The sequence below is a fragment of the Streptococcus moroccensis genome (genome assembly GCF_030812835.1).
GTDB lineage: Bacteria > Bacillota > Bacilli > Lactobacillales > Streptococcaceae > Streptococcus > Streptococcus moroccensis.
Window position 1 is genome coordinate 82853 of record NZ_JAUSTM010000004.1, and the last position, 17023, is coordinate 99875.

Here is a 17023-nt window from a genome sequence, read left to right on the forward strand (position 1 = left end):
CGTTGGAGCTAAAACTATCCTAATTACTTCGAATTTAACCATCGAGGAATAGCCTTTTGAGCATACAAAAAACGAGAACCAAAAGCGTCTCCTTTGGAGCGATTCGTTCTCGTCCTTTTTAATGAACTGACTTCTACTATCCTGCTTCAGGTCCGTCATGAAGCTTATCCCAGATAACAACTGTCCCACTTGCTAGGCTTTTAGGAACATCAATAATGCGTTGATTAGAGGAGCCCCGAAATTGGAGCATGAGGTTTTTCTTAGTCCGGTCAAAGCGACCATCAACAAGAATGTCAATCAGCCCCAGCAATTCCAACTTGTCCTCTGTTTCCAGCATCAGCTCTTCCCAGGTATAGCCTGTCCAAGACCAGATGTCCTTGTCTGGCAATTCTCTTCGAATCCGTTTAACCAAGGGTAGCAAAATCCCTGTGTTCAAAAAGGGTTCTCCCCCCAAGAGAGTTAAGCCTTGGACATAGGGCTGAGCCAAGTCAGCCATGATTTGCTCCTCCAGCTCTGCTGTGTAAGGGATACCTGCCTTGAAGCTCCAAGTCGCCACATTGTAGCAACCCTCGCAGTGAAAGAGACAACCGCTGACATAGAGGCTGCAACGGACACCCTCACCATCCACAAAGTTAAAGGCCTTGTAATCGATAATCCTTCCCTGACTGAGTTCCTCAGCCTTCCATTCCTGAGGTTCTGGATTGTTCATACAAGCCTCCTTTTCATTATATCGTCGCTAGGTCTATCCAATAAAACTCATAGGGACCTTGCGTTTTCTCGTACTGACCACCATTAGCAATAATGGTCCGTCTGCTGGCTTCATTCTCTTTGAGACATGTCATTAAGACACGCTCAAAACCTTCTTCTTTGGCTTTTAAAAGTCCTAAATAGAGTTGTTTCTTAGCCAAGCCCTGACGGCGCTTAGCTGGTCGGATAGAGTAGCCAATATGCCCATGCTCTGTTAGTACAGCTTCCGTTTCTGTTGTTCTAAGTGCTAAAATACCGATTAACTCTTGCTTTTCCCAGGAGAAAAAAACCTTAAAGGGACCCATGCCACATTGGATGGCATCTTCAGATTCCTGACTGTTAAGTAAAGCGATAAACTGGTCATAGTTGTTTTCTGCCGCTCCCCAAATCGTTGAGGCTCCGCTGATCCGGGTCCCATCAGCCTGAAACTTCAAGAGCATTCCCAAAAAAGCTGACTTGTCTTCTAGTCTTGGCTGACGTAATTCCATGTTAATCCTCCAAAAGCTCAGTGCTTACCCAATACCGCTCTGTTCCTTCTCGGACATCTTCTAGCACACCGCCGTTGGCCACTATGGTGGCCCGGCTGGCTGGATTGGTCTCCGAGCAGGTAATCAGGGCTTTTTGAATATTCTTCTTGGGGCATTCTAAGAGCCCTAAGCGCAGCTGTTCCTTAGCGTATCCCTTGCCCCGCTCGCTCGGTCTGATGGAATAGCCGATATGCCCACCTTTTTGGAGCAGAGAGTCATTGAGCCGCAGGCGGAGGTGAAGAAAGCCTAGAGCCCGTCCAGAATCCTCAAAGGAGACAAATTGGATTGCAGGCACAAACGTCTCAGGAACATTAATGCCCATTTCCGCGTCCGCATTATGTTGGAGCCAGTCATCGTAGTGAAAGTTCTCAGGATTCCAGAAACCACCGTCCGCGGCAGAGCCTGTCTCGATAAATTCAGCCATCATCTCCTCGATAGCGGCTTGGTCTTCTTTTCCTGGTCGACGTAATTGCATCGCATTCTCCTTACTACGGTAGGGTGACATCGAGCGTTCCACTTGTCGTTTCGGAACAGTTGATTTGGTCACAAATCCAGTGGCTCAAAAGACTTGAGGTTGGCGAGACAGGATTGTCACCTGTTTTGATAGCTGCCAAAAAGGCGTCGACAATGCCTTCAAAGCCACGTTTTTCAAGAGTTCTTGCCCATGAGCCAAATCCTTTGAGGAATTGGTCACTTTCTTGATGAACCGTTAAATCTGTCAGGTCTTGAAGGTGGTAGCTCCCTTCTGGAGACTGCACTTCCATGACTTCCTTGCGCGAGCCCGATTGTAGGTTCATTCCAACCATGACCGTCGTTGAAGCGCTATGAAGCACGATGCTGATTTGACTCAGAAAATCCCCATCCTTGTGGTAATGAAACTGTCCAGAGACCGGTTCATCATCTAAAAGATAAAGTGCCGTATCCAGCGGATGGATAAAGAAATCAAAGAGCTTAAACTGCAGATCGCCTGGGCGGTTAACATCGTTTTTCTCGACAAAAATCTTGGTCTTGTTTGAAACAGTTTTGAGCTCCGTCACTCTAGGCGCAAAGCGACGGTTAAAGCCTGTCATCAAGAAGGTTTCGTGTTCCTCCGCCAAGTCATAGAGATGCTTAGCATCTGCATAACTCTCAGCCAAGGGTTTATCCATATAGACAGGGATGCCAGCCGTCAAAAATTGGCTGGCAATTTCCACATGGATGTGAGTCGCAGCATGGATCATGACCCCATCAAGATCAGCTGCTACAAGATCTTTGATGGTAGCATAGGATTTAACCTGAGCAAACAGACTGACCACCTGATCTTTAATCTCTGCATTTCGCGTACAGATATGCCACTCGACGTCAGTGAGCTGACGGAGGTAGGGCAAATATGCTTTTTGGGCAATACTGCCCAGACCGACTAATCCTATTTTGAGCATAGAGGCCTCATTTCTTCTTGGCTAATTTTTGAGCGAACTGAGCCTTGAGGTCTTGGGCTTTTGAAGCCTCTCCCTTAACACCTTTTGAGTGTTTCTCGTGGAAACGCTCGACCTGTTTCATGCCTTTATAATCTAATTGGTATTTTCCCATGTTATCTATCCTTTTGAGCCTTTATGCTCCCTTTCATGCTGTTTTAAGGCTCTATTTTACCATATTAGTACCCTGGTGTCTTAATGGTTGAGCCGTTCATGTGTTTGACACGCGCTGAAATCTCTTTGTGTCGGCCATTGACCATCGGTCTGGCCTGCGGGTTGCCTAAATAGCCACAAGTTCGTTTGACAACATCAACTGTTCTAGGGTCGTGATTGCCACAGTTAGGGCAGGTAAAGCCTCGCTCGGTTGGTGTAAAGTCACCCTCAAACTGACACGCGTAGCATTTGTCAATCGGGGTATTGGTCCCTAGATAGCCTACCCGATCGTAAGCATAATCCCAAACTGCCTCAAGGGCTTTAGGGTTCTGCTGAAGAACAGGGTACTCGCAGTAGTGGATAAAGCCTCCACTAGCGCCGACTTCTGGGTAAATCTTTTCGAAATCCAATTTTTCAAAAGGTGTCGGGTTCTTGCGCACATCGTAATGGAAGGAATTGGTGTAGTATTCCTTGTCCGTGATGTTTTCGACAATGCCAAATTTTTCCGTGTCGAGACGGCAAAAACGGTCGGTCAAACTTTCAGACGGTGTCGAATAAACCGAGAAATGATAGCCATAGCGATCTGACCACTCTTCTGCCAGACGCTTCATTTCACGGATAATATCAATGGTAAATTCTTTCGCTTCCGGATTGGTTTCCCAGTCGCCACCATAAAAGACGGAAGCAACTTCATAGAGGCCGATATAGCCCATTGAAACAGTAGCTCGGCGGTTTTTAAAGACCTCATCCACAGCCTCATCCTTATTGAGGCGTTGACCAAAGGCGCCATACTGATAAAGGATAGGTGCATTAGCAGGCGTCGCTTCCTTAACGCGCTCAACGCGATAAACCAAAGCATCATGAAGGATATCCATCCGCTCTGCAAAGAGTTGCCAAAATTTATCTTTGTCCCCAGTAGACTCCATAGCAATCCGTGGTAGGTTAACCGTCACCACACCGAGGTTCATCCGACCTGAATTGACCTCCACACCATTCTCATCCTTCCAACCCTGCAAGAAGGACCGACACCCCATTGGTACCTTGAAAGAACCTGTTAATTCCACAATCTTATCATAGCTGAGCATGTCAGGGTACATGCGCTTGGTTGCACAGGCAATGGCTAGCTGTTTGATGTCATAGTTAGGGGAATCAGGCTCCAAATTGAGTCCGCGCTTAACGGTAAAGATTAGCTTCGGAAAAATAGCTGTCCGCTCTTCCGCACCAAGTCCCTTGATGCGAATGTTGAGGATGGCTTTTTGGATTTCTCTGGCCAACCAAGATTCCCCTAGACCAAAGCCCAGAGACGTAAAGGGGGTTTGTCCATTAGAAGTAAAAAGGGTATTGATTTCATACTCCAAGGACTGCATGGCATCATAGATATCCTTAATGGTTTTTTCCTTGGCATAGGCTTCTCGCTTGTCAGGTAGAACCCAGTTCTCCGCATCCTTGAGGTACTTTTCATAGTTTTTTGCCGCGTAAGGTGCTAGTGTTTCATCAATACGGTCTGCCGAACAACCTCCGTACTGGCTAGAGGCCACATTGGCAATGATTTGAGAAATCTGAGCTGTCGCTGTTTGAATGGATTTAGGGGATTCTACATCCGCATTGCCAATCTTGAAGCCATCTCTCAGCATGCCTTCAAAGTCAATCAAACAGCAGTTGGTCATCGGGGTATAGGGGCTATAATCCAAATCATGGTAGTGAATATCCCCTTTTTGGTGGGCATTGGCCACATGCTGAGGTAGCATCTTGAGACCGATGGATTTGCCAACAATCCCTGCGGTTAAATCCCGCTGGGTATTAAAGACGTTACTGTCCTTGTTGGCATTTTCATTGACGACCGATTGGTCTTTTTGAATGAGCTTGTCAATGGAAAAATTAATGTCTGTTGCCTGAGCGCGCGCAAAATCACGTTCTTTACGATAAGTAATATAGGCATCGGCTAATTGATATGCCTTGTTTTCCAAGAGCTCATGTTCTACAATAGCCTGAATCTCATAAATCTTAACATCTGTCTGAAAACGACTAAAAATCTCTGCCACTACTTGATCTGTAATTTGGCCGATTTCTTGCTCCAAAAGAGGGCTCATCTCACCAATAGCCAAAGCAGCTTTAACGAGCGCCTGATAAATCTTATCTTTGTCAAAAGGAACCCTTCTACCGTCCCGTTTCAAAACAAAAAGACTTCTTACTTCACTCATTTTACGTGCCTCTTTCCTACCCTTTTTAGTCCTGAAAAAAATTAGATGTGTTTCTTCCATGTTCAAAAAGGTTTTGATAATATCTGCCATCTATTGTAGCACTAAACCAACAAAAAAACAATATCTTGTGTAAAGAAAAAAATTTTTTTCTAATAAAACACAAGATATTGATATTTTTATTTTAGCTGATAAAGCTTGAAATGATCCAGATTTAAGTCAATCTCTTCGTAAGAAGCAGCCAAGTGTGAAGCAAAGGAATCTAGCATGGGCTGGTTTTGATTAATAACAACAAAGTGCGCCTTATCGTAACCAAGGGCGAGATTAAGATCAGCCCATTTATCCTCATTCACCAAATAAGTATCTGGTGTAATGTAACTTGCGGATGACCAGCGATCACTCTCCACATAAACCATGGCGCTATTATCCCAGGCATAAATACTATCAGTCACTTCGCTTTCTTGAGAAATGTATTCTGCTACAACAGTTCGCTCTGCTTGGATACTTTCTTGACTAAACCACATCCAAATGGGATAAGCTATGATATAAGCAACTGCTATTATAGGAAGAAAGCCATTTAAGACAAGGTAAGATTTAGGTTCTGTTACGGCTAACGGTTCACCATCATCCGAAAGCTGTGTCTGAATGGTTTCCGCCATATATAGTCCTGTTAGCAATACCCCAAAAGGCACCAAAGGGATCAAATTCGATACCGAAAAAGGAGACTCTAAAATAGCTATTGCCAATGTTGCAAGAAATGAACTATACAACAGCAATGGTAATTCCTTTTTACGAGAACTGATACAAGCCATTAGGCCATAGACCAAACTGGTGAGAAGGCCTGTCACCAAAAGCAGGCCTGCTCCTATCATCAATGGCATCGTGTTCGTGCCCAGGCTCAGTCCCAAAGTTGTCAATGGGTAAAGAAAGGTCTGCTCTATGGCTGCTCCAACATTTTGATACAAAATCGTGTAATAACCAATCGTATAGACAATGAGAAGAAAGCCAAGGATCGTTGCAAGGAATTGGTATACCCCTCTGGCTTTTCGGTTCCAACGCCAATTAACAATCGTTAAAAAGACGAGACTGACTAACCAAAAGAGGCTGCTCTTAGGGTCGATTAAGAACACAAGTGCTCCATTAATGCCGTACAGAATGAAGCCTTCATCACGTGTGTCATCAGCTAGGTATCGTAAGACAAAGAACAGGCCATTTAAAAGAAATGGGAGGGCAAACAAGGAAGCATAGATTCCTCCCCAACCGAGGCAGGCCACGCCTAAATAAAAGGCTAAGAGCAACTGACGACTAATCTTCTCATGATAGGTTACTTGCCAAATGATACGGTAAAAAGTGGCCCCTGACCAAACTGTTAGGCCGAATTGAATGGCCATTAAGATCCACGGTGTCCCTAATAAGCTTCCAGCCATTGCTAACAGATAATAAACAAGACCACTTGTCCCATAAAAATCCATATATGGAACATGGCCTGCCATCATAGCAGAACCGATATATAAGGTTTGAGATTGCAAGCTATCTGCAAAGCGCATAAGGAGAGGATTGGCAACACTAAAAACAGCCAACAAGCCACTCAACCCTATAATCAATCCCCAAGGAAGGTGCGCCCGTCTTTCTCTTAAGGATAAACGAGGTGCTGACGTGTCATGCTCTTGCCATTCTCCTTGGCTGCCCCCACTTCTAATCCGACTTCTCTTAGTATGTTTTCCTCTCGGGTAGAGGTTTTCCATACGACTATACTCACTCATAGTTAACTCCTTTTCAGAACCTAACTCATAGTATATCAGAAAGTCTGTTTACTGTCATGCACTTCCTGACCTTGAAATAGATCTGTCAGAGATAGTGATTTAGCATATTGCTCTATCTCTCGAAAGCTATGAAAGCTTCCTTTCCAAAACTCCTGATCATACTTTTTCTCTTCCATCATCTCTCTTTTTTAATCTCTCTCACTGATGACCCTCAACGGCTTTATAGATTTCTGACTATGAGCCATGTTATACGGGTATACGACTGTTGACATCCCTTCATACTCTATATTGAAATTGAACAAGCCATAAAGATTGAAAAAGAGCGAAACTACTGGACGCTTCAGACGAGTCGTCTCTTTTATCCTGTTTCAGCATTTTTGACGGGACTTGGCTTCCTATTTATCTATTCGTAAAGGCTTTTAAATCTTATTAAATTCTGCTATAATCATGCTATGGAAAAACTCTATACATTTTTATCGCGTTTTGGTTTTTATTTATTTTGTGCCTTGGCCATTATTATTGAAATCTTGGCTCTCATTTTATTCTTTGTCTTTCTAGCAGACAAGGCGCCTTTCTTATGGATTCTTCTCATGCTAGTCTACCTAGGCTCTATCTTATCGATTATCAATCGAAAAACGGCGCCTGAAAATAAGGTGGCTTGGTTGATTATTGTCTTTATGTTGCCCGGTGTAGGCAGCATCTTCTATGTCATGTTCTTTGAGCGCCGCATCTCAAAAGTGGAGCGCAAGCATTACCAAAAAATTGAAAAACGGGCCCTCAGGCACGTCCTCCTCCCAGGAGAACACCCTCTGATGCAAAACATGCACCTCTCAGATCCGACCACCTATAATCATTTGCATGGCTTGATGATGGTTGATCCTACTGCCCAGCCCTATACGGATACTCAGTCTCGCTACTATGCTCTAGGGGAAGAGATGTGGGTTGATATGCTTGATGATTTGCGTCAAGCCAAGCATTTTATCTTTATGGAGTATTATATCGTTGAACTTGGGGAAATGTGGGACAGTATTCTTGACATCCTAGTTCAAAAAGCCAAAGAGGGCGTTGAGGTTCGCTTCATGTATGACGACATTGGCTGTATGGTTACCCTTCCTAATGACTACGACATACAGTTAAAAGAGCTTGGGATTAATGCAACGCCTTTTAACCGTCTAACACCTAAGGCTTCCGTGGTTTATAATAACCGCAGCCACCGTAAAATCACAGTCATCGATGGCCAAATTGGCTATACTGGTGGTATCAATCTGGCTGATGAGTATGTCAATATTAAGGAACGCTTTGGCCACTGGAAAGATGGGGGCATGCGGCTTGAAGGCATGGCTGTTCAAGCCTTAACCAAACTCTTCCTGCTCAATTGGGATATCAATAGCATTGAAGTGTCAGATTTTAACCACTATCAGAGCTTTACCCAGCCCGTGGTGGCTGACGGTGGCCTCTATGTGCCATACGGGTCTGGACCTAAGCCTATTTATCAGCGCTATGTTGGTAAGATTGTCTACTTAAATCTTCTCAAGCAAGCCCAACATTATGTCTACATCACCACCCCTTACTTGATTATCGATTACGATTTGACAGAGGATTTGAAAAATGCTGCGCTCCGTGGGGTAGAAGTCATTATTCTCATGCCTTTCATCGCAGATAAGGCACTGATTCAAATCATCAACCGCTCTGCTTATCAGGAACTACGCGATGCTGGTGTTCGTATTTTTGAATACACGCCCGGTTTTATCCACAGCAAGAACTTTGTCGTTGACGACATCTATGCCGTTATCGGCACCATTAACTTGGATTACCGTAGTCTGGTTCATCACTATGAAAATGCTGTGTTTATCCATAATTCTCCGATTATTGCGGATAGCAAACAGGACTTCCTTGAAAGCCTCGCTTTGTCACAAGAAATTCACGATGACACCCTGAAAATTAGCCTAAGACACAAGCTCATTAAAGCCCTGGTCGAAGTCTTTGCCCCAATGCTCTAAAACACAATCACTCCTAAAAATGTCATAAAAAAACAGTAGCTAAATCTCTACAGAGAAAAAGTTTAGCTACTGTTTTGCCTTCAAAACTTGTTTTTTTTCTTTAATTCGTGTATGATAGGAATAGATTTTGCGGAGGTGGTGGAACGGCAGACACGCATGCTTCAGGCGCATGTGCCCGCACGGGTGTGAGGGTTCAAATCCCTTCCTCCGCATTTAAAAAAACTCGCCCTTAGCCGAGCTGACACAAAGCAGTTTAGTTATTAGGGGTTAATAGTAGCGAGTCAGTCCGCCTGACTCGCTTTTTCAATGTTTAGTTTTCCAATGAAATTGTAATAAATGTCTATCTGAATAATTCGGTTGCGTTTCGTGCCAGTTGGCTTGTGAATTACAATCTTGTCAATCAGTTCATTTACCATTTCAACGGTTAACTCTGGAAGTTCTGTATATTTTGAAATTCTTGCCATAAACTTGGAGATGTTAAGGCTGTCTTCTTGTTGTTTGGCAAGTTTTTCGGTTAAGTTAGAAATGGAAGTTTGAAGTTGCTTCTGTTCCTCTTCATAAGTCTGGCTTAACTTCACAAAGCGTTCATCTGAAATTTTTCCAAGTAGATTGTCTTCGTAGAGTTTCTGAATAATTCGGTCAATTTCTACTGAACGGTGCTCTTCTTTTTGGAGTTGTTGGTGCTGGCGTTTGTTATCTTTTGAAAATTGCGCGTGGCTTTGCTTTTCTAGACTCTTTAGAAAATCTTCCTTATTCAAGTTAATCTCTCGAATAGTTTGGCGCAATTTATCACTTACAATCTCAATCAAGGCAGATTTTTGAATATAATGGGGATTCTCACACCCATCAATCGGCTTGCGGTAGCCAGAACATTTGTAATGGTCGTGATTTAATCCATTTTTCTCTTGCGGACAAAAGTAGTGTTTCCGCCCACAAGTTCCACAAAAGACCAGTCCCGCAAATAGATTTTCATGACCAACTCGATTTTTATACCGCTGGTTCGAACGCTTGTGGCTTCGCATTTTCTGGACAATATCGAAAGTTTCTTGGTCTATAATCGCTTCATGCGTATTCTCGAAAATCAACCAGTTTTCTTTTGGATTTTCCAACTTGCGCTTGTCTTTATAAGACTTTGAGCGTTTCCGAAGATTGACCGTATGTCCGAGATATTCTTCGCGTCCTAATAGCCTTGTGATTGTTTCACGACTCCAGTAATAAGGCGAATAGTTAGAATTTTTCACTCCAGAAAGTGGCTTCCTGCCATTCTTGATTCTATAAACATCTGGTTTTTCGATATGTTCAGTTTCAAGCAACTTACCAATTTCATTGGCTGATTTACCGCTTTTCGCCTCTTGAAAAATCCGTTTCACAACTTCGCTGGCGACTGGGTCAATTATCCAGTTTTTTGGGTTGTCTGGGTCTTTCAAGTAACCGTAAGGCGGATTAACCGTTACACGTTCGCCAGCTCGTGCTTTAGCTTGAATAACCGCTCGAATTTTCTTGCTAGTGTCCGCTGCATACATCTCGTCCATGAGGCTCTTGATTGGCAAGAAAATGGAGTTGGTTTCATTTGGCTTGTTTGAATCTATGCCGTCATTAAGGGCGATAAAGCGGACATCAAAACTTGGAAAAGTAATTTCCGTTAGTTGCCCAACCTTGATATAAGACCGCCCTAAACGGCTTAAATCCTTAACAATGAAGTTTGAAACTTGTCCATTTTCTACAAGCCGTAACGCTTCTGAAATAGCTGGTCGGTCAAAATTCGTTCCGCTAAAACCATCATCAACGAAAAGGACGGGATTTGGCAGTTTTTCTCTGATTACCACTTCAAAAAGAATATTCTTCTGATTGATAATAGAATTACTGTCTCCGTCCAGTCCGTCATCTTGACTCAAACGACAATAAACAACCGTAATATCCGACAGTTTGGAAGTATCTACTTGTTGGTAATATGGAATTGTCAAAGTTCTATTCATGTGTTTTTTCTCCTTTTGGAGTTCACACACCTTATACTTCTATTATACCATTTTTACTACTGTTAAAGTAGTGATTTATCGCTTAAAATCAGCCTTTCTAAGACATTTTCAAGCGGACGATTTCCAGTAAAATAGTGGCAGATAAAGTAAGTAGTTCGACCGATTTGCTTCTTTTCGTACTTGGTGTGCGAGCTGGTTATGGAGTCTTTATCTTGATTTTTCAAGTTCATCAATCCCTCCTTTGATATAGTTTTGGTAGTCATCCAGAGTAATCACGGTGAACAACTCCCAAAAGTTATAAAGCTCTTTTTGAATAGCTTTAGAAATAGCTAATTTGCGTTTGTCATCTGGCACAATCCAAAGCACGTAAGGAAAGACTTCTTTTTGGCGTTGCTCAATTCCAGAGCGGTAATATTCGATATACTTTTTACAAGTGTTCACGATTCGAGACAGGCTTTCCGTGCTACGGTCTATTTCTAAAAAATAGTGGTCTTCGTATTCGTGGTTAATGAGTTCTAGATAAGCATCTGGCTTTAGAGTCATACCTACACCAGAAAGTTTTTGGTAGCTTCGCCATGAATTGGGTTCAAAGGAAAAGGTTTCGAGTGTTAATTTGTTAGAACTGCGGACAGTTTCCAGCGTTTCCACGAAAATCTCCGTAATCGCCAAGGTATGTTCGACATGACCTTGACTTGGCTCATATTGGTTTTTATAGCGCAAACTAATACTGTCATCTTGGCTTTTTAACAGTTTCAAACCTTGAAAGGTAATTTGCCAAACATAGGAAGCTGAGCCTTTACGCACACCCCCGATTCGACGTTTGAGGTGCGAAACCAGACCAGCCTTTAATAGTCTTTGTGTTGTAAAGTTGGCACGGCGAACGGCTGTTTCTGGTTTGTCACTATCTGAGTAAAAGAGTCTGGCGAGTTGGCTGGTGGTGGCATATCTAGCTTGATTGAGAAAGTATAGGATTTGAATATCTTTATCTGTGAATTGATTCCATTTCATCTGTTTCGTTCTCCTTGAATAGTTAGTGGTGGTTTGTCTTGTAATATGGGGTTAGTTACGGAGTAAGTCATGTGACGGTTAACCCCTAAAAACGTTATTTACCAGTGTTAGGTAGATTTTCTTCATCTCCCCGACTAGAAGACCGATTGGAACGCTTTTTTCGTCCCAAATCTTCTAAATTGAGACTGTCTTGACTCGTTTCAAGTGTTGGTTTCTCGTAGGTATAGCTTTGAAAGTCTGCTTCAATATCTGCTATATTCTGCCCATATCTGGTAAGGCTAGAAAGATACGGCGCACGACTATCTCGCAATTTTGGACTAGGCGGATAGGTCTTGCTGATAATCCAGCGGTAGGTGTTGGGTGAAATCTCTGTGCGGATATATGCCCAAAATGGAGGTAGACTGTAAAAATCTTCTTTACTAACTTCTAGTGTGTATTTTGCCATGCTTCTTGCTTCATCTAAGTTCAAGCCAAAGACAATTTTGTTGGCAACGTTGGATTCAATACCTGCTTTTAGACTTGGCGACATCTGGGCTAAATGTTGGAAACCTATATTCCAGCCGACATTAAACTGGCGAGATTGTGACAGTGCTTCGTCCAAGTTGGCGTTAGGGATTCCAAGAAAACTTGGTGTTTCATCTATGTAGACGAAAGCAGACTGTCTTTTACTAGGTTCAACTGAGGATTGGCGCAAAATTAACATCCACAACATAGAAGTAATAAGACTACCGATGAGTTTAGCGGATTCTGAACCAATAACAGCCTTGTTTAATGGCACTAGCACAATTTTTCGGCTTTGAAAGATTTCTGCTAAGCTAAAACTAGGGGTAGTCCGCCCAAGCATTGAGCGAAGTTGTGGGCGAAGCAAGAGCTGGCGAAACTTGTTCAAGATGGGGTTTAAGATCTGGTGGCGTTGGGCTTCGCTTAACAGTTCAAACCAATTCCAGAAGCTTTCCAGACCGATTGGGTCTTTGAGATTCTTTAAGAGCTTGTTCCTAAACTGCTTATTGGTTAATAAATGCGGAAGCATAACCAAAGAGGTATGGGGAATCCGTGCTAAGGTCAAGAAAGCGTGTGATAGAATATCTAGTGAATAAATCCCGAAATGGTCTGGATACAAGCCTTTAAAGAGTTCCAGTAGATAATCTGCAATAACTTCTGGCTCAACGCCATGTTTTGTTAGCTCAAAAGGATTGATTCCAACAATTCTCTTAGCAGTCGGCGAAATAACTACGATGTCATCATCGTGTTCTTTTGGTGTCCGTTCCAAAATCTCATGAGTTAATTGACCTTTAGCGTCAATCACCACCACGCTATGATTTCTTGACTTAATATCTGACAAAATCAAGTGACTCATAGCGGTAGTTTTACCTGTGCCTGTGCTTCCGAGAAAGAAGACGTGTTTCTTGGCGGATTGGCTCGAAATCTGAATCGGTCTAGCTTCACTCTCAATAGTTGAAGCAAAACTTCTTGCCTTGTTGTGATGTAGATTATAACCAAGTGGTGGTGCGATAAGTTTTGGGTGAACATTTGGCACGCCGTCTATATTTTCTTCACCGCTAGGCAGAAGTAGAAAACACGCAAGGTCTGACGTAGCTAGACTATATGGGTAGGACCAAGACGGTATCGCTGAATTGAACTTGTGGGCAGACATTGGCTTGAAGTTAATCGTGGCACTGGTTTCGAGTAGTCTAAAACTACTAAGCAGACTTGAGAAAAACTCCTTTGTCCGCAAGATACTGCGAGAATGAACCCCAACACGAATCTCACACTTAAACGTTGATTGATTCAATTTTTGGCGCATCAGCTTCTTGGAATTTTCCGAGAGTTCAGGAATATTATTGGTAATCACTTGATACCAGCGAGCAGATAGATTGGGTAACTCTTTGGGTTGGGGTCTCGGTGGTGAACCTGCGCCGACAATCACTTGAATCGCTATTTCTTCATCTGGTTGAAGCACTTTAGAGATTGCCAGACTAGAACGAAGCATAGTTTCTAAGGAATCTGTTTTAAGGGCATAGTGGGATTGCTTGATTTGAACTAAGCGAGCAACTGCCAACTTATTCCGTTTAGGAGCTTTGGAAAACTGAATCTGTCTATGCGATTGAATTAACTGGTGAATGTGGCGTTTGTCTTGGTCTTCTGTCCCTAAGAGATACCGCACTTGATTTCTTTTCATTCGCACTTCAAAGACTAGGCTTTTTCTACGAGTCAAGCCAACTAGCTGACCAAGCAAACCCTTAACATCATCTTCAGAGAATGGGCGTTGCCAAGTCCATTCATTCCAGGATAATTCTTCGAATGAACGTTTCATCTTTACCTCCAATCTTTACGGTTAATAACTTGAAAGGCTAACCAGCCGATAAAGAGTAGTCCTCCACCTAGCGCTAGAATATGCCAGACTTCCATGATGAGCTTGACCGCTTGATTCACTGCCCAAGCACAAACTAGAAAGCCTAGAATATATGGAATGAGTTTCTTCATCTGGCTGGTCTCCTTTCTGATTTCAGTTATACAAGAAAGACGGCGAAAAGTTAAATTTCGTCTATATCAACTTTTAGAGCGATTGGAATAGATTTGAAGCAGATTAACAGTAGTTTATTTCATCATATTTTGTCCTTTTGTCTAGTCCAAGTGAGCTGTTATCTTCTTAAATGTTGTAACAATTCCTTATGGACTTGTAGGTAAAGGTCATTGATAGCTTGCTTCTTTTCCAGAAATTCTGCCAGAGCGATTTCTTCATCGGTATAGCCTGACGCTTGCTCTTTCTCTGTTTTATTGGTCTTTTTAAGTAGATAATGAATACACCAGGCAATTCCAAAGATACTGAAAAGCAATAGCAATCCGCTCATTTCTTGATTATCCATAACCTACCTCCTAGCGTAAGTGTTCGGAAGCATAGTGAGTAAAGGCACGCAAGATATAGTCTGTATAAACTTGAGCTTCAGGATTGTTTTTCAAGATTTCTTCTTGAATAAGCGACAGATTGCCCACTTTATACATCAAGTCTGTCGCCAGAAGTTCGCGAGCTTGGTTAGTAGACATCGCTTTGGCGAGTTCACGCGCCACTCGCAACTGATGAGGGCTTGCGATTTGCGCTAAAGTGGTATTGGTGTTGAGTTGTGGCAGTTGAGTCATGAGGATTCTCCTTTGTTTTTGGTATAATTGAGGTATAAGGTAGCTAACTTATGGCTCTATTATAGAAAATCAATAAAGCCAAAAGTTGCCAAAACCAGTGCCAAAATCTTGCCAGTTCGAAAGGTGTTCCTATGTTTACCATTCCAACCTTATTCTCTATCGTCCTGAAGCATTCCAATAAAGCCGTCTGGTCTGACCGCAAGAAAGCTAGTGTAGGCTTGACAAGTATCCTTAATGAAGACGCTCGAGCCTACATATCCGAAACGGATTTTAATAAATACTTTAGCGGACAAAATAAAGGACGAACACTTTATGCGGTCGTCCAAGATGAGATAACAGAAAAAGGCTTTTCAAGATATATTTTTGAAGCTGAAAAGCGCCTTATAAATACCAATTATAGAGAAAATAAGTTTTGTCTGGCTGGAACGCTGGAAGATTTTTTCGAAGCCCTCGAAGAATCTCAGAACATACCCAAGACAGTCTTACTTGGCTTGAAGCGGTCTTTTCAGCTCAATCATGCAGATAGACCGTATCTGTTTTTAGCCGAGTGCTTATATTATGCTTTAGCTTGCCAGCATAACAAAGACCAAGATTATATTTTTCCAGATTTCAGTCAAGAAACAGATATTCTTTCTTCTCCGCTAGAAGAGTTGATTTCGAAAGCTGATGGTTATTCGAAGCGGGTTAAGCAAAATCTCAATCGATTATCTAAAGATGAAATTAAACTGTTTCAGAAAGTTGCGCCGTTTCTGTTTTATGATGAATCCTATGATGAATTATCTGGGGGTTATGTTTTAGATTATTACTTGATTTCTCACGCCGATTTTGTGGATTTGTTCGAAAAATATGGCGTTTCTGGAATGGATATTTCAAGATTGAAAGAATATGGCTTAATTGATGGCGGTGGCAGACATGAGATAGTTGTCAAAAAAGGCGTATTGTCTGGCTTTCAGAATGACAATCTTGTTCTGACTTTCACAACTGAATTGGACAAACGAATAACTTTCGAATATAGCGCTTTTCATTTTACAGAAACCGCCAAGGCTCTGATTGAGATATTGGAGATTGAAACAAACGACGAATTCTTCCAGCATTTAGCAGAATATTTCAAGCAAGAACTGGATGGGTCTGGGGTTATAGCTGGTGTTTATGTAATGGAAGAGTTAGAATAGATTTTGGCTATTTCAGTTAAATATGGTTATGTGGTATAATTGTAAATAGAATAACCATAGTATTAACATTTTCAATTTTTTCAATATCTAGTTCTATGCAACCCTTAATACGTTTGATGATATGTGTAAAACTATGAGTTGTAAAAGAAAAAATTACTTGATAAAACCATGCAAAAATGTTATAGTACTAAGTAGAAATTTAAAAAAAGATAGGAGATGATAGAATGGGACTGTTTGGTTTATTTGGAGGCAAGAAAACGATTGAGTTAGATAAAGCAAAAAGCGATGAAAACAAAAATCGCATGAGAGAAATTTTTGATAATAAAGTAGATAATGGTTCGGAATATAAAATAGTTTACGCTTATTCAGAAGATATAGGCGGAGCAAATTTTGCAGTACTTCGTACTGTTTCCTATAAGTACAGAAGTTTTATACTGGGCTATAAGGAAAATGATTTAAGTTTAGTCTTTCTTGAAGTGAGCCCTGATTTAAATCAGGTTGGAGAAGCACTTTTGTATAAACCACAAGATGTAAAGAAAACCAATTTTACAAAGATGGTAGGTGCATATTATCTACAGTATGGAAGTTCATTCAAGAAAGAATTTTTCAACTTTTTTGTTCCTGAGACTATTGAGGATATAGTTAACCATGATTGGTATGACGAAGATACTTTTACCTACATTGACCAAAGAGAAGTACATGGTAGCTGGGTGGATTTTTGGAATAAATTTTGTAAATAAACGGTAATTTATTATGAATATGTTACCAAATTATATTTTGGCTTTTATACTTACAGTATTCCTAATATATAGTTTTATAAATATAAAAGTTAAGAAAGCTAAGGTTAGCAACGGCTGTCTTTATGGCATAGGTGTTTTTATTGCAAT

The 17023-nt window shown here is 41.8% G+C and carries 16 protein-coding genes and 1 tRNA gene; 4 read left to right on the forward strand and 13 right to left on the reverse strand.

What is annotated here, in order from left to right; translation table 11 throughout:
- Positions 1–136: 136 nt before the first annotated feature.
- From nrdG to J2S23_RS02960, 7 genes are all read right to left on the reverse strand, one after another.
- Positions 137–709: an anaerobic ribonucleoside-triphosphate reductase activating protein gene (nrdG, locus tag J2S23_RS02930; protein ID WP_307121277.1), complete on the reverse strand. Its 573-nt coding sequence runs from the start codon at positions 707–709 to the stop codon at positions 137–139.
- Between the two features lie 16 nt (positions 710–725).
- Positions 726–1235, reverse strand: coding sequence for a GNAT family N-acetyltransferase (locus tag J2S23_RS02935; RefSeq protein WP_307121278.1), 510 nt, complete (start codon positions 1233–1235; stop codon positions 726–728).
- 1 nt (position 1236) lies between these two features.
- Positions 1237–1749 carry a GNAT family N-acetyltransferase gene (locus J2S23_RS02940; RefSeq protein ID WP_307121279.1) on the reverse strand — a complete coding sequence of 171 codons (513 nt, stop codon included), beginning with the start codon at positions 1747–1749 and terminating at the stop codon, positions 1237–1239.
- Between the two features lie 13 nt (positions 1750–1762).
- Positions 1763–2692, reverse strand: coding sequence for a Gfo/Idh/MocA family protein (locus tag J2S23_RS02945; protein WP_307121280.1), 930 nt, complete (start codon positions 2690–2692; stop codon positions 1763–1765).
- A 7-nt stretch (positions 2693–2699) separates the two neighbouring features.
- On the reverse strand, positions 2700–2843 hold the full coding sequence (locus J2S23_RS02950) for a hypothetical protein (protein ID WP_307121281.1): 144 nt from the start codon (positions 2841–2843) through the stop codon (positions 2700–2702).
- A gap of 64 nt (positions 2844–2907) precedes the next feature.
- Entirely contained in the window at positions 2908–5082 is a 2175-nt protein-coding gene (nrdD, locus tag J2S23_RS02955) for an anaerobic ribonucleoside-triphosphate reductase (protein WP_307121282.1), read from the reverse strand.
- Between the two features lie 176 nt (positions 5083–5258).
- Positions 5259–6842: a hypothetical protein gene (locus J2S23_RS02960; protein WP_307121283.1), complete on the reverse strand. Its 1584-nt coding sequence runs from the start codon at positions 6840–6842 to the stop codon at positions 5259–5261.
- Positions 6843–7294: 452 nt separating this feature from the next.
- Here J2S23_RS02960 and cls point away from each other — a divergent pair, with 452 nt between their 5' ends.
- Positions 7295–8842: a cardiolipin synthase gene (cls, locus tag J2S23_RS02965; RefSeq protein ID WP_307121284.1), complete on the forward strand. Its 1548-nt coding sequence runs from the start codon at positions 7295–7297 to the stop codon at positions 8840–8842.
- 129 nt (positions 8843–8971) lie between these two features.
- Positions 8972–9054, forward strand: a tRNA-Leu gene (locus tag J2S23_RS02970).
- A gap of 69 nt (positions 9055–9123) precedes the next feature.
- Here J2S23_RS02970 and J2S23_RS02975 read toward each other — a convergent pair.
- The 6 genes from J2S23_RS02975 to J2S23_RS03000 all read right to left on the reverse strand — a co-directional run bounded on the left by J2S23_RS02975 (position 9124) and on the right by J2S23_RS03000 (position 14964).
- Positions 9124–10818, reverse strand: a complete 1695-nt coding sequence (locus J2S23_RS02975) for a recombinase family protein (protein WP_307121285.1) — start codon at positions 10816–10818, stop codon at positions 9124–9126.
- A 207-nt stretch (positions 10819–11025) separates the two neighbouring features.
- Positions 11026–11826 carry a replication-relaxation family protein gene (locus J2S23_RS02980; RefSeq protein ID WP_307121286.1) on the reverse strand — a complete coding sequence of 267 codons (801 nt, stop codon included), beginning with the start codon at positions 11824–11826 and terminating at the stop codon, positions 11026–11028.
- A gap of 94 nt (positions 11827–11920) precedes the next feature.
- A complete protein-coding gene (locus J2S23_RS02985; protein WP_307121287.1) occupies positions 11921–14140 on the reverse strand; it encodes a type IV secretory system conjugative DNA transfer family protein in 2220 nt (739 codons plus the stop codon).
- A 2-nt stretch (positions 14141–14142) separates the two neighbouring features.
- Complete coding sequence (locus J2S23_RS02990) at positions 14143–14310, reverse strand: hypothetical protein (RefSeq protein WP_307121288.1); 168 nt, start codon at positions 14308–14310, stop codon at positions 14143–14145.
- Between the two features lie 158 nt (positions 14311–14468).
- Positions 14469–14693, reverse strand: coding sequence for a hypothetical protein (locus J2S23_RS02995; RefSeq protein ID WP_307121289.1), 225 nt, complete (start codon positions 14691–14693; stop codon positions 14469–14471).
- A 10-nt stretch (positions 14694–14703) separates the two neighbouring features.
- Entirely contained in the window at positions 14704–14964 is a 261-nt protein-coding gene (locus J2S23_RS03000) for a hypothetical protein (protein ID WP_307121290.1), read from the reverse strand.
- 131 nt (positions 14965–15095) lie between these two features.
- Between J2S23_RS03000 and J2S23_RS03005 the strand changes: the two genes are divergently transcribed.
- Positions 15096–16136: a hypothetical protein gene (locus tag J2S23_RS03005; RefSeq protein WP_307121291.1), complete on the forward strand. Its 1041-nt coding sequence runs from the start codon at positions 15096–15098 to the stop codon at positions 16134–16136.
- Positions 16137–16360: 224 nt separating this feature from the next.
- Positions 16361–16876 (forward strand): hypothetical protein, encoded by a 516-nt coding sequence (locus J2S23_RS03010; RefSeq protein ID WP_307121292.1) that lies wholly within the window; start codon positions 16361–16363, stop codon positions 16874–16876.
- Positions 16877–17023 lie beyond the last annotated feature (147 nt).